Below are 13,016 nucleotides of genomic sequence, written 5' to 3'. Positions count from 1 at the left end.
TCTAGAGGACTAAAGTCAGTCTGTTTCGCAGTTTAGAGCGTCAAGTAGTACACTGCTTGAAGACAGATAAACGAAAAGATCCCCGCAACGACATCATCAATCATAATACCAAAACCACCTGATACTTTTGTATCTAGCCACCTGATTGGCCAAGGCTTGACAATGTCGAAAAAGCGAAATAATACAACCCCTAGTAATACCCATAGTAATCCAGCAGGAACGGCGATTAAAGTAATCAGTAAACCTGCAACTTCATCCCAAACAATGGCACCATGATCATGAACACCCATGTCTTTCGACGCTTTATCACAAATATAAATACCAATAACACAAGCGATAAGCGTAAAGATTAGATATCCAGTAAGTGATAACTGACTTACTAACCAAAACACTGGCAATGCTGCCACTGTTCCGAATGTACCTGGAGCTTTAGCTGCTAACCCACTGCCAAAACCCAGTGCCAGAAAATGCACTGGATTGGATAAAGAAAGCTTTTTAAGGTTTGGATCTTGAGAGATAAATGACATCAAAAATGTTTAAACCCTTGTTTATGATGTATGTATTCTTTCTTTCCCTGCCTTAATGTCAACTTACCATCTGCAGTAATTTGACCAATTTTGGTATAACTTACACCAGTTTGCTTCAAAGCCGTATCTAAAGCGCCCGTATTATCATCAGGCACGGTAAACAGTAACTCGTAATCTTCACCACCCGCTAACGCATATTCAATGGCATGCTCTTTACCCACTGAATCGATCAATTCATCAGATAACGGTAACGCATTCACGGCAATATTTGCACCAACGCCAGACGCTTTCAGAACATGATTAATATCTGACACTAAACCGTCAGATAAATCGATTGCACTGGTCGCTAAACCTCTAATCGACTGCCCAGCAAATACTCTTGGTGTAGGTCGATAATGACGCTTGACCAAGTAATCTCTATGCTCAGGTGGTACATCTCGATTATCAAGCAGAACATCCAAACCTAACGCCGAATCACCTAAAGTACCTGTAACGTAAATCCAGTCACCATTTTGTGCCCCACTTCGACGTAATGCCAGTTTAGGCGGCACTTGGCCATTCACGGTGATAGTAAGGCTTCGATGGCCTTTTGTCGTATCTCCGCCAATCAAAGCAATACTATAATACTCAGCGATTTCGTATAAGCCTTTGGTAAAGGCTTCAAGCCATTGTTCATCAACTTCTGGTAAGGTCAATGCTAACGTCATCCAAGCAGGTTCTGCACCCATTGCAGCAAGATCAGATAAGTTTACTGCCAGCGCTTTATAACCAAGATCTTCAACCGGCATTTGTGGCAGAAAGTGAGTACCTTCCACTAAAGTGTCACAGGAGATCGCTATAGCTTTAATATCTACAGGGTTAACGAGTGCACAGTCATCCCCAATTCCAAGCTCTACATCCTTGCGCTTTGGCCCAAGCTCAGAAAAATATTTTTCGATTATTTGAAACTCTTTCACTACGAAGTCCGTTACATACAGAGAAAATTCGGAAAACAACAATATAGACGAGATTTAAATTTTTGCCGATAAATCCAAAAATTAAAATCTTGTGTATACAATATTCTTGCATAAAAAAACGGTATCCTAGGATACCGTTTTTTCTATTCATTTTTTCTGACTGGCGGCCAGTTTATCTAACACACCATTCACAAATTTATGACTATCATCTGCTCCAAAGGCTTTCGCCAATTCGATTGCTTCGTTAATTGCAACCTTAAATGGAACATCTTTTCGATAAGTCAATTCAAATGAAGCCAAACGTACAATCGCTTTTTCGACCGGAGATACATCTTCTACTTTTCGGTCTAAAAACGGAGCATAGGCTTCATCTAACTGTGCTGCACGAGTCGCTACACCAGAGAATAACTCTCTGAAATAAGCGATATCAACACCTTTAACTTCTTGCTCGGTTAAGAACTCGTGTTCTACATCGGCAGTGTTATTGCCACTTATTTGCCAAGAATAGATGGCTTGTACCGCAAGACGGCGTGCTTTGCGGCGCTCTGAAGGCTTCATGCTTTGTCCTTTACAACTGTTGCTCAAGTTCGTCTAAGACGTTAACCATTTCCAGCATTCCTAAAGCAGCCTCACCACCTTTATTACCCGCTTTAGTTCCTGAGCGTTCAATTGCTTGCTCAATAGTATCTGTTGTTAACACACCAAACGAAACTGGCGTATCAAACTCTAACATTACTTGAGCTAATCCTTTGTTGCATTCACCGGCAACGAAATCAAAGTGTGGTGTGCCACCACGGATCACAGCACCGAGTGCGATGATACCGTCGAATTTACCACTTGCAGCTACACGACGTGCAGCTAATGGCAACTCAAATGCGCCGGGAACACGTACAACTGTGATATTGTCTTCACTGACATTACCAAAGCGCTTTAACGTATCGATAGCTCCTTCTAACAAGCTTTCAACTAAGAAACTGTTAAAACGAGAAACAACGATAGCCACTTTAGCGTTTTTGGCTTCGATATTACCTTGAACTACGTTCATGTTTTTACCTACGAAGTTACGTTGTGCCACGACAGGGCTGAAAATTTGGCGCAATGATACCATAATTATTCAGCCAGTCTTCGGCAATTTAATTAATAATTTGTGCTCTGTCTCTCTTTGTTTATTAACAAGAGAAACATCCTCAAAATCTTTACTCAGAAATGTAATCTGTCACTTCTAGGCCAAATCCTGACAAAGAGTGATAACGTTTCGGAGAGCTCAATAAACGCATTTTAGTCACGCCTAACTGAGCTAAAATTTGTGAGCCTACACCAACTCGACGAGATGTACCTTGCCATTTTGCAGCAGCGGGTTGGCCTTCATCCTCAGCGGCAAATGCTCTGACTTTTGCCAATAGCTCGTCAGCAGTTTCATGGCTACTTAATAACACAAGCACACCACCGTCATCGGCAATACGCTCCATAGCAAGATCTAATGGCCAACTACGTTGTTGGTTACGTTCAGAGAATAATGAATCATTGATTACATTTTGAAGGTGAACACGTACAAGTACATCTTCTGTAATTTCACCTTTGACCAATGCAAAATGCACTTGGTTATCAATGGTGTCACGGAAGGTAATCATTTGGAAATCACCAAAACGAGTTGGTAATTTGCATTCAGACTCACGCACCACTGTCGTTTCTTTGGTGTTACGATACTCAATAAGATCTGCAATGGTACCAATTTTAACGCCATGCTTTTCTGAAAAAACTTCTAAATCTGGACGGCGCGCCATGGTGCCATCTTCGTTTAGAATTTCAACAATCACACCAGATGATTCTAGGCCTGCTAAGCGTGCTAAGTCACAACCCGCTTCGGTATGGCCTGCACGAACTAATACACCGCCTTCTTGTGCCATCAACGGGAAAATATGACCTGGCTGAACTAAATCTGCTGCCTTGGCGTCTTTTTTAACAGCCGCTTGCACTGTTACTGCACGGTCATGCGCAGAAATTCCTGTAGTCACACCTTCAGCAGCTTCAATCGACACAGTAAAGTTCGTCGTGAACTGCGCATTATTATTACTGACCATTAAAGGCAAGTTCAGTTGCTCACAACGCTCACGAGTCATGGTTTGACAAATTAAGCCTCGACCATGTGTTGCCATAAAGTTAATGGCTTCTGGAGTCACCAGCTCGGCAGCCATTATCAGGTCGCCTTCATTTTCTCTGTCTTCATCATCCATCAAGATAACCATTTTACCCAGACGAATATCTTCGATGATTTCTTCTATGCTGTGTAACGCCATTTTCAGACCTTCTTATTTACTACTTAAATTCTTATCGCCACTCCTGCGTAAGCGGGAGTCTAATGACTTTTGTGCAACACAAAATCACTGGAATATCGACAAAAAAAATTGTCGTTACTACCATTACCCTCTAACAATAGATGGGAGTGACGGTTATTCACTTAATACTTTATTAGCGCATGAAACCGGCTTTCGCCAACGTTTCTAGGGTTACGCCGCTGCTCTGCTGTGGTTCAGTCTTTGCTTGCATTAATCGTTCTAAATAGCGAGCAATCAAATCCACCTCAATATTCACTTTATCACCAGCTTGTAAGCTGGTTAGTGTGGTTTCATCTGCAGTGTGCGGTACTATGGTTAAACGGAAACGATTTCCATCAACCTCATTGACCGTCAAACTCACGCCATCGACAGTGATTGAACCTTTATGAGCAATATATCGACTTAATTCTGCTGGTGATTCTAACCAAAACTCTATGGCTTTGCCTCTTAACTCACGCTGATTAATGGTCGCAATACCGTCAACATGACCTGACACCATATGCCCGCCTAAACGAGTTGTCGGTGTTACCGCCTTTTCTAGGTTCACTTTTTGTCCAACCTGATAATTTGCAAAACCCGTGAGTGCTACGGTTTCAGCAGAAACATCGGCAACATAACCATCAGCATTGATTTTCACCACGGTTAGGCAAACACCGTTGGTTGCAATGCTGTCACCTAATTTCACATCGGCTAAATCAAGTTTGTCGCTGCTTATCGTTAAGCGAATATCATCACTTTGGCGTTCAATTTTACCGATGTGACCTACAGCTTCAACAATTCCAGTAAACATCTTCACTCTCTTACTTGGTCAAATGAAAACGAAAGCGGGTATCATCACCTAACTTGCGTTCATCAATTAAGGTTAAATTCGGTATTTCAGTCATTGAGGTATAATTTGGCGATTCAAGCATATTACGACCATGGCTGCCTAATATTTTAGGCGCTTGATATAACACCAATTCATCGGCTAAATCATGCTCCATCATACTACCCGCAAGTGTCGCTCCAGCTTCAACTAATACTGAATTGCAACCGTTACCTAGATAACTGAGCAATGCGTTTAAATCAATACGCTTATTTACCGCATTGAGTGTCAACATCGTCACATAATTTGGTAATTGTTTCGTGAAGTCATCAGGATAAGGTTGAGTCGACACTAAAAGCACTGGCGATTCAATTTCAAGCATTTTACTGTCGATAGGCATTCGACAATTCGAATCCAAAACGACTCTCAATGGTTGTAGCACTTCATCAAGATGTTCTGCAATTGAACCTAATTCCGATTTACGAACATTTAGACTGCAATCATCGGCCAATACAGTATTAATACCTGTAATAACAGCACAATGTTTAAGACGCAAACGCTGCACATCACGGCGAGCTTCAGCACCCGTAATCCATTTTGAAACACCATTCGCTAACGCTGTTTTACCATCAAGGCTGGCTGCGATTTTAACGGTAACCCATGGTATACCTGTCGCCATTTTCTTTAAAAAACCAAGGTTGAGACTTGCGGCTTCTTGCTCATATAAACCAATATCTACTTGGATTCCAGCGTCTTTCAGCATGGAAATACCACGCCCAGATACTTGTGGATTCGGATCTTGGCAAGCGATAACTACACGGGAAACTTGGTTATCAATCAGCGCTTGAGCGCAAGGAGGCGTTAAACCAAAATGACTGCATGGTTCAAGGGTAACGTAAGCGGTAGCACCCTCAACGCGATAATCTGCATCGATTAGAGCGTTAACTTCTGCATGAGGTTGCCCTGTTCTTTGATGATAACCTTCACCAATAATCTGTTCATCTATTGTGAACACACAACCCACATTAGGGTTAGGCCGGGTGGTATATTGGCCTTGGCGAGCAAGTTGAATTGCTCGGGTCATCATTTGTCTATCAAAGGTTGACCACATAAAATTTCCGTTAACTAAAAGAGAATTACTTTTCTAGCTTCGCAATAGCGTCACCAAACTCTGAAACATCTTCAAAAGCACGGTAAACCGAAGCAAAACGAATATAAGCAACTTTATCTAATTCGATCAGTTGTTCCATCATCAAATTACCAATCATCTCAGAGCCGATTTCACGTTCACCCGTCGCACGTAAAGTAGATTTAATTTTAGTCAGTGCTTGTTCAATTTGATCCATCGAGACCGGACGTTTTTCTACTGCTTTTGATATACCACGGCGTAATTTATCTTCGTCAAACGGCTGGCGAGAACCATCACTTTTTATCACTCTAGGCATCACTAACTCTGCGCCTTCAAAAGTGGTAAAACGTTCATGGCACTGGAGGCATTCACGACGTCTGCGAACCTGATGACCGTCCGCAACCAGCCTAGAATCAATGACTTTTGTATCGGTCGTATTGCAAAATGGACAATGCACTAGCGTCTCCTGCTAAAAAAATGGCTGCAAATGCAGCCATTAAATTTTAACTTAGATTTAGCCTAAATCCCACTGAATTAAGCATAAACCGGGAAACGTGAACAAAGTTCAAGCACTTTTGACTTAACAGTTTGAATCGTATCTTGGTTGTTTACGTCATCCAACACGTCACAAACCCACTGAGTCAATTGCTTTGCTTCAGCTTCTTTAAAGCCACGGCGAGTAATTGCAGGCGTACCGATACGAATACCAGATGTTACAAATGGTGAACGTGGATCATCAGGTACTGAGTTTTTATTAACGGTGATGTTTGCATGACCTAATGCGGCGTCAGCTTCTTTACCTGTAATGCCCTTGTCGATGAGATCAACGAGCATTAGATGGTTTTCAGTACCACCAGAAACGATTTTGTAACCGCGCTCTTGGAATACTTCAACCATAGCTTTAGCGTTAACTAACACTTGAGTTTGGTAAGCTTTAAATTCAGGAGATAGTGCTTCTTTAAATGCTACGGCTTTACCCGCAATAACGTGCATTAACGGACCGCCTTGGCCACCTGGGAATACTGCAGAGTTAAGCTTTTTATATAAAGCTTCATCATCAGCAGCTGAAATGATGATACCACCACGAGGGCCAGCTAATGTTTTGTGCGTAGTAGACGTTACAACGTGTGCATGTGGAACAGGGTTTGGATAAACGCCTGCTGCAATCAAACCAGCAACGTGTGCCATATCAACAAAGAAGTATGCGCCAATTTTGTCTGCAATTTCACGCATTTTGGCCCAATCTACAACGCCTGAGAACGCAGAGAACCCACCAATGATCATTTTTGGTTTATGTTCTAATGCAAGTTGTTCAAGCTCAGCATAATCAATTTGGCCAGATTCATCGATACCATAAGGCACGATGTCATATAACTTACCAGAGAAGTTTACTGGAGAGCCATGAGTTAAGTGACCACCATGCGCTAGGTTCATACCTAACACTTTATCACCCGGTTGTAGCAATGCCATGTAAACTGCAGAGTTTGCTTGAGAACCAGAATGAGGCTGCACGTTAGCGTAAGTTGCGCCAAATAATTCTTTTAAACGGTCAATTGCTAACGTTTCAACAATATCAACGTATTCACAACCACCATAATAGCGCTTAGCTGGATAACCTTCTGCGTATTTATTGGTAAGCATTGAACCTTGCGCTTCCATTACACGTGGGCTGGTGTAGTTTTCCGAAGCAATTAATTCAATGTGCTCTTCTTGACGAACACATTCTTTTTCCATTGCGCCAAACAGTTCTGGATCAAAATCAGCGATATTCATATCTTTTTTTAGCATTGCTTACTCCGGTAAACCGATATTTTTATCAATACATGTCTGCTCAGTGATGAGATCAATGAGCAGCTTACTAGGGTTAAGGGCTTTGTATTTTTAGCTGGGCGTATTCTACTTGGTTATAGGTTACAACCCAAGCATCTAACCATAAAATTTTACTGGATAAATCTTTTTGTTCTTCCGCCCTTAAAGTACAATCTGCGTCAAGAACTTAACCACAAGATTGATTACTTATGGCTCAATTTGTATATAGCATGCTGAGAGTGGGCAAAGTTGTCCCTCCAAAAAAGCAAATCCTTAAAGACATTTCTTTAAGCTTTTTTCCCGGTGCAAAGATTGGTGTACTTGGTTTAAATGGTTCAGGTAAGTCCACTCTGCTTAAAATCATGGCAGGATTGGATACCGAGATCGAAGGTGAAGCGAGACCTATGCCCGGTCTCAAGATCGGTTACCTACCTCAAGAACCAAAACTTGATGAAAATCAAACCGTGCGTGAAGCTATTGAAGAAGCGGTTTCTGAAGCGAAAAATGCATTAACACGACTTGATGAAGTCTATGCAGAATACGCTGAAGAAGGTGCAGACTTTGATGCTCTAGCTAAAGAGCAAGGCCAACTCGAAGCCATTATCCAAGCAACTGATGCTCATAATTTGGATACTGTTCTAGAACGTGCAGCTAACGCACTTCGCCTACCTGAATGGGATCAAAAAATTGAAGTTCTGTCCGGTGGTGAGCGTCGTCGTGTCGCTATTTGCCGTTTGCTGCTTGAAAAACCAGAAATGCTTTTGCTTGATGAGCCAACCAACCACTTAGATGCTGAATCTGTTGCGTGGCTTGAGAACTTCCTTCACGAATATAACGGCACTGTTGTGGCAATTACTCATGACCGTTATTTCCTTGATAACGCTGCTGGCTGGATTTTAGAACTTGACCGTGGTGAAGGTATTCCATGGGAAGGCAATTACTCGTCTTGGCTTGAGCAAAAAGATGATCGTTTAAAGCATGAGTCGGCAACCGAGTCTGCTCGTCAAAAAACCATTGCTAAAGAATTAGAGTGGGTTCGCCAAGGCAGTAAAGGACGTCAATCTAAAGGTAAGGCACGTATGGCTCGCTTCGAAGAGCTGAATACTAACGATTACCAAAAACGTAACGAGACCAACGAGTTGTTCATTCCACCAGGACCTCGCTTAGGCGATAAAGTTATTGAAGTAAATAACTTATCGAAATCTTATGGCGATCGATTGCTCATTGATAACTTAAGTTTTAGTGTACCTAAAGGTGCCATTGTTGGCATTATTGGTGCAAACGGTGCAGGTAAATCGACTTTATTCCGTATGCTTTCAGGTACAGAAACACCAGACAGTGGTACGGTTGAACTGGGTGATAGCGTTCAATTAGCTTCTGTTGAGCAGTTCCGTGATTCAATGAATGATAAAAACACCATTTGGGAAGAAATCTCAGGCGGTCAAGATATCATTCACATCAACAACACCGAGATCCCAAGTCGTGCGTACGTAGGCCGTTTTAACTTCAAAGGTGGCGATCAACAAAAGATCATTGGCCAACTTTCAGGTGGTGAGCGTAACCGAGTGCACCTAGCAAAACTGCTCCAGTCTGGCGGCAACGTATTGCTTCTCGATGAGCCAACCAACGACCTTGACGTTGAAACGCTAAGAGCTCTAGAGGAAGCGATTGTTGAGTTCCCCGGTTGTGCCATGGTGATCTCGCATGACCGTTGGTTCTTAGACCGTATTTGTACTCATATTCTTGATTACCGTGATGAAGGACAAGTGAACTTTTATGAAGGTAACTACACAGAATACTCGGCTTGGTTGAAAGAGCATCTAGGTACGGACGTAATTGAGCCGCACCGTCTTAAATACAAGCGAATCAGTAAATAACAACTCCTGTGCAATAAGGGCAGAGTCATCTCTGCCCTTTCCCTCTAAATGACTTCAAACCCTATTGTTATTCTTCAAATTCAACCTCCTCTACTCATCAACTTTTAGTTATTCAACAATCTATCCTCAACCATAAAAATGCTATTTTATAAACCGCCTTTTCAAGCTATATATCGTATTAATAAACATCTAGAAGATTGACATGCTTTTGATTTATCATGTTTTAGTGAGATTATTCGAGACAGGTTAGCCAGTCGACCTAAAAATGGCTCAAGAAAATGAAACAAGGATTACAGGTATTGTCGTCGCTACCTTATGATATTGCTCATCGTTGCTGGTGTAGCAACTCTTAAATTGGCTCAGTAAACTTTTAAGTAGAGTTTTTTCTAGACTAAATTTTAAATTCGATACATGGATTGCTAATGAAAGGAATAATTATCACTGATATCTGGGGGAGAACGCCTGCTACAGAAAAGCTAGCGCAATCCTTCAATAATGCGCGAATTATCGACCCCTACACCGGAATAGATTTTAGGTTTAAGCAAGAACAGGAAGCTTACAATTACTTCCAAACAAACATTGGCTTAAACAAGTATGTCGAGCATCTACGTAAAGAACTTGAAAATCAAAAAGAACCTTATGTATTAATTGGCTTTAGCATGGGAGCCAGTGCAGTATGGAAACTGTCTGAGCAACTTCATAAACTTTGTTGTAATAAATTCATCGGGTTTTATGGTTCCCAAATTAGAAAAGCGACTGAGATTGAGCCATCAATACCAACTCACCTTATCTTTCCCAAACAAGAAGCACATTTTGATATTGACGAATTAATGGATGCACTCAAGCAAAAACCGCAGCTTGAAATGACTAAGGCAGCATATTTACATGGTTTTATGAATCAACACTCAGAAAACTATGATCCAAACGGTTATCAGTCCTATCTAAACTTTCTCCTTAAATACAGACAGTAGACTCAGAGCAATTATCTTACTGAATTCAAAATAAGATGGCGATTTGAAAAGGAACAAGGCAGAATTGTGCCTAACATTCAAACACAAAGTATCTTTTGAAAAAAATTGCGATATTCGTAGATGTACAAAACATCTATTACACGACTAAAGAAGCTTTTAATCGCCAATTTAACTACCGTAAACTTTGGGAGTTTTTGAGCTATGAAGGTGATATCGTTCATGCTAATGCCTACGCAATTGCAAGACAGGACGACGGCCAGATTAAGTTTCAAGATGCGCTGAGGCATATAGGTTTTAATGTCAAACTGAAACCTTTTATTCAACGTGCTGATGGAAGCGCAAAAGGTGATTGGGATGTTGGCATCACGATTGATGTGTTAGAAGCAGCCTCTGAAGTTGATACTGTTATCTTGTTATCCGGCGATGGCGATTTTAGTTTGCTACTGCAAAAAGTAACTGAGAAATTTCAGGTAGAAACTCAAGTTTACGGGGTTCCAACACTCACAGCAAAATCACTCATAGACTCAGCCACCCGATTTCATGAAATTACTCCCGAATTATTAAGATAATGAATAGCAAACATGTCTTCAGCAACACATTTCACTTTCCTGTCCAAATCTATTATGAAGACACGGACTTTTCTGGTGTGGTGTACCATCCTAACTTTTTAAAATACTTTGAAAGAGCTCGTGAACATGTCATCGGTGCAAACAGGCTTAATGAGCTTTGGCTCGAACAGAAGTTAGGGTTTGCAGTCTATAAAACAGAAATGACTTGCAGTGAAGGCGTTGAGTTTGCTGATATTATTGATGTAAGAACTCGCTTTTATATAGAAAGCCAGTATCGCACTGTTTGGCATCAAGAGATTTGGCGCCTTCATGCTAAAAAGCCTGCTGTAACGAGTGTTATTGAAATGGTGTGTATGAATACGCAACGTCAATTAACAGTTATGCCTGAAGCTTTACTAAAAGAACTGTCAACAGCAATCAGCCATTAAATCCGTAATCTAATACAACGGGGTTATTTATGCCTGTTTGTCGATTAAGTTCATTCCACTTTAGCTCTAACTCGAATGGACGCATGGGTTTAGCATAAAATTGGCCTTGAATCTTATCGACGTCAAGCCGTATCATTAATTCACGAACCTTTGCCGTTTCTACACCTTCAACGGTCACATTTAGCCCTAATTTTTTAGGAAGGCTGATACTTGCTTCAAGGATAAAGAGTGAAGCCTTTTCATTAAAGATTCCCGACAAAAAAGAACGGTCAATTTTGACTTCATCAATAGGAAGGTTTTTCAAATACGCTAATGATGAATGACCAGTGCCAAAATCATCCATCGCAATTTTTACCCCGAGACTTCTAAGCGAGGTTAAGATTTGAATCGCCTTAGCGGTGTCTTCCATCAAGCTACTTTCCGTTATTTCGATCATTAAACAATCAGAGGGTAGCTTATAACGTTCAAATCCAGATTTAATATCATCGACTAAAGTGTCACTGCATAAATCTTCAGAAGATAAATTAACGGCTACGCAAGTGTAGAGTCCAGCAGCTCGCCACTCTCGTTGCTGAATAAAAACCTGCTCAAGCGTCCAACGACTGATGAGATCAATAATCCCTGCTCTTTCAGCTAATGGAATAAATTCAGAAGGAGAAAGTGGGCCAAATTTTTTATGTTCCCAACGAATTAATGCTTCAACTTGTCTAAAACTACCATCAATTAGCTCTTCTTTGGGCTGAAACACAATATAGGGTTCATTGCGTTCTAGCGCTTTGGGTATTGAACCTATGATCTCAAGTTCTCTCAGTTGCACACTATCATCGCCTTCACGATAGCTGGCGATAAGCTCTGGGTGATCACTGGCTTTTTTGATCGCTAAATCTAATCTTTTAAGCATTACACTCACATCTGAAAAATGCTCATTTACATCAAGTACACCGATTTTAAGGCGAACACTGATGGGAGTGCCTTTTATATCGAACGGGGATTGCAGATGGTGTTGAAGAGACTGAAGTTCATCGTAAGTTGTACCTGAATCTAAATACATAAAGAACTCAGCACCACTCATTCGAGCTAATAACTTTGGTTTTTGAGGTAGGCACTTTAAACGCTCTGACATGCGCTTGAGCAGTTGATCACCGAGTGTAAACCCAAACAAGTCATTCACGTAACGAAAGCGATGGATATCAATTAAAATAAAAACACCCGTTTGAATCGGCATCAACATCGCCAATCGACGTTTAAGGCCTAACCGATTCATAACACCAGTCAATTTATCGAGGCCTGTAGGTGGTGGTAGCACGCGCAGTAAACCATCGATAGAGTTATAAAGTCCTCTAAAGCGAAAAGGCACATCATATAAATTTAATTTTGAGCGTTTATCTATCTGAGAAGAGACCTTCATAGAAAGTCGATTAATAAATTCATCTTCCTCATTTGCTATTCGATTTATACGCCACGCAATGACGACATAACTGAACAAGACGATAATTAACGCTGAAATACTCCCATAAAAAAGCATGCCATTATCCTTATTTTTCGGCACCTTAAAAAATGTACTGCATTTTCGTAGCTTATGATTATTTTATAATAAAACGATTACGTT

Annotated in this window: 14 protein-coding genes; 4 read left to right on the top strand and 10 right to left on the bottom strand. The window is 41.0% G+C overall.

Features of this window, described 5'->3' with window-relative positions:
- Window positions 1–32: 32 nt before the first annotated feature.
- The 9 genes from JQC92_RS03085 to glyA all read right to left on the bottom strand — a co-directional run bounded on the left by JQC92_RS03085 (window position 33) and on the right by glyA (window position 7,541).
- Complete coding sequence (locus tag JQC92_RS03085; RefSeq protein WP_204998269.1) at window positions 33–527, bottom strand: phosphatidylglycerophosphatase A family protein; 495 nt, start codon at window positions 525–527, stop codon at window positions 33–35.
- Window positions 527–1,483: a thiamine-phosphate kinase gene (gene thiL / locus JQC92_RS03080; RefSeq protein WP_204998268.1), complete on the bottom strand. Its 957-nt coding sequence runs from the start codon at window positions 1,481–1,483 to the stop codon at window positions 527–529. The genes JQC92_RS03085 and thiL overlap by 1 nt, the downstream gene beginning before the upstream one ends.
- 147 nt (window positions 1,484–1,630) lie before the next feature.
- Window positions 1,631–2,041: a transcription antitermination factor NusB gene (gene nusB / locus JQC92_RS03075; RefSeq protein WP_129946684.1), complete on the bottom strand. Its 411-nt coding sequence runs from the start codon at window positions 2,039–2,041 to the stop codon at window positions 1,631–1,633.
- 10 nt (window positions 2,042–2,051) lie between these two features.
- A complete protein-coding gene (gene ribH, locus JQC92_RS03070; protein WP_129946685.1) occupies window positions 2,052–2,528 on the bottom strand; it encodes a 6,7-dimethyl-8-ribityllumazine synthase in 477 nt (158 codons plus the stop codon).
- Between the two features lie 151 nt (window positions 2,529–2,679).
- A complete protein-coding gene (gene ribBA / locus JQC92_RS03065; RefSeq protein ID WP_204998267.1) occupies window positions 2,680–3,780 on the bottom strand; it encodes a bifunctional 3,4-dihydroxy-2-butanone-4-phosphate synthase/GTP cyclohydrolase II in 1,101 nt (366 codons plus the stop codon).
- Between the two features lie 172 nt (window positions 3,781–3,952).
- The gene (locus JQC92_RS03060; protein WP_204998266.1) at window positions 3,953–4,609 is read right to left on the bottom strand and encodes a riboflavin synthase; all 657 of its coding nucleotides are present in this window, start codon (window positions 4,607–4,609) and stop codon (window positions 3,953–3,955) included.
- Window positions 4,610–4,619: 10 nt separating this feature from the next.
- Complete coding sequence (gene ribD, locus JQC92_RS03055; protein WP_204998265.1) at window positions 4,620–5,735, bottom strand: bifunctional diaminohydroxyphosphoribosylaminopyrimidine deaminase/5-amino-6-(5-phosphoribosylamino)uracil reductase RibD; 1,116 nt, start codon at window positions 5,733–5,735, stop codon at window positions 4,620–4,622.
- Between the two features lie 25 nt (window positions 5,736–5,760).
- Entirely contained in the window at window positions 5,761–6,210 is a 450-nt protein-coding gene (gene nrdR, locus JQC92_RS03050; protein WP_204998264.1) for a transcriptional regulator NrdR, read from the bottom strand.
- Between the two features lie 77 nt (window positions 6,211–6,287).
- Window positions 6,288–7,541 (bottom strand): serine hydroxymethyltransferase, encoded by a 1,254-nt coding sequence (glyA, locus tag JQC92_RS03045; RefSeq protein ID WP_204998263.1) that lies wholly within the window; start codon window positions 7,539–7,541, stop codon window positions 6,288–6,290.
- A gap of 230 nt (window positions 7,542–7,771) precedes the next feature.
- Here glyA and ettA point away from each other — a divergent pair, with 230 nt between their 5' ends.
- The 4 genes from ettA to JQC92_RS03025 all read left to right on the top strand — a co-directional run bounded on the left by ettA (window position 7,772) and on the right by JQC92_RS03025 (window position 11,407).
- Window positions 7,772–9,439 (top strand): energy-dependent translational throttle protein EttA, encoded by a 1,668-nt coding sequence (ettA, locus tag JQC92_RS03040; RefSeq protein ID WP_204998262.1) that lies wholly within the window; start codon window positions 7,772–7,774, stop codon window positions 9,437–9,439.
- Between the two features lie 422 nt (window positions 9,440–9,861).
- A complete protein-coding gene (locus JQC92_RS03035) occupies window positions 9,862–10,410 on the top strand; it encodes a dienelactone hydrolase family protein (protein WP_204998261.1) in 549 nt (182 codons plus the stop codon).
- A gap of 95 nt (window positions 10,411–10,505) precedes the next feature.
- Complete coding sequence (locus tag JQC92_RS03030) at window positions 10,506–10,979, top strand: LabA-like NYN domain-containing protein (protein ID WP_204998260.1); 474 nt, start codon at window positions 10,506–10,508, stop codon at window positions 10,977–10,979.
- On the top strand, window positions 10,979–11,407 hold the full coding sequence (locus JQC92_RS03025; RefSeq protein ID WP_204998259.1) for a thioesterase family protein: 429 nt from the start codon (window positions 10,979–10,981) through the stop codon (window positions 11,405–11,407). The genes JQC92_RS03030 and JQC92_RS03025 overlap by 1 nt, the downstream gene beginning before the upstream one ends.
- On the opposite strand, the gene JQC92_RS03020 is transcribed toward JQC92_RS03025, so the two are convergent.
- On the bottom strand, window positions 11,397–12,932 hold the full coding sequence (locus JQC92_RS03020) for a putative bifunctional diguanylate cyclase/phosphodiesterase (RefSeq protein ID WP_204998258.1): 1,536 nt from the start codon (window positions 12,930–12,932) through the stop codon (window positions 11,397–11,399). The two genes, JQC92_RS03025 and JQC92_RS03020, sit on opposite strands and share 11 nt — an antisense overlap.
- Window positions 12,933–13,016 lie beyond the last annotated feature (84 nt).

The organism is Parashewanella hymeniacidonis (genome assembly GCF_016900895.1).
GTDB lineage: Bacteria > Pseudomonadota > Gammaproteobacteria > Enterobacterales > Shewanellaceae > Parashewanella > Parashewanella hymeniacidonis.
The sequence above is the reverse complement of the archived record's forward strand: the minus strand, read 5'-3'. Positions and strand labels throughout refer to the sequence as shown.

Coding starts and splice junctions, on each gene's coding strand:
- ettA (WP_204998262.1), top strand. CDS start 7,772: ATGGCTCAATTTGTATATAGCATGCTGAGAGTGGGCAAAGTTGTCCCT.
- JQC92_RS03025 (WP_204998259.1), top strand. CDS start 10,979: ATGAATAGCAAACATGTCTTCAGCAACACATTTCACTTTCCTGTCCAA.
- JQC92_RS03085 (WP_204998269.1), bottom strand. CDS start 527: ATGTCATTTATCTCTCAAGATCCAAACCTTAAAAAGCTTTCTTTATCC.
- ribH (WP_129946685.1), bottom strand. CDS start 2,528: ATGAACGTAGTTCAAGGTAATATCGAAGCCAAAAACGCTAAAGTGGCT.
- JQC92_RS03035 (WP_204998261.1), top strand. CDS start 9,862: ATGAAAGGAATAATTATCACTGATATCTGGGGGAGAACGCCTGCTACA.
- nusB (WP_129946684.1), bottom strand. CDS start 2,041: ATGAAGCCTTCAGAGCGCCGCAAAGCACGCCGTCTTGCGGTACAAGCC.
- JQC92_RS03060 (WP_204998266.1), bottom strand. CDS start 4,609: ATGTTTACTGGAATTGTTGAAGCTGTAGGTCACATCGGTAAAATTGAA.
- ribBA (WP_204998267.1), bottom strand. CDS start 3,780: ATGGCGTTACACAGCATAGAAGAAATCATCGAAGATATTCGTCTGGGT.
- JQC92_RS03020 (WP_204998258.1), bottom strand. CDS start 12,932: ATGCTTTTTTATGGGAGTATTTCAGCGTTAATTATCGTCTTGTTCAGT.
- ribD (WP_204998265.1), bottom strand. CDS start 5,735: ATGTGGTCAACCTTTGATAGACAAATGATGACCCGAGCAATTCAACTT.
- glyA (WP_204998263.1), bottom strand. CDS start 7,541: ATGCTAAAAAAAGATATGAATATCGCTGATTTTGATCCAGAACTGTTT.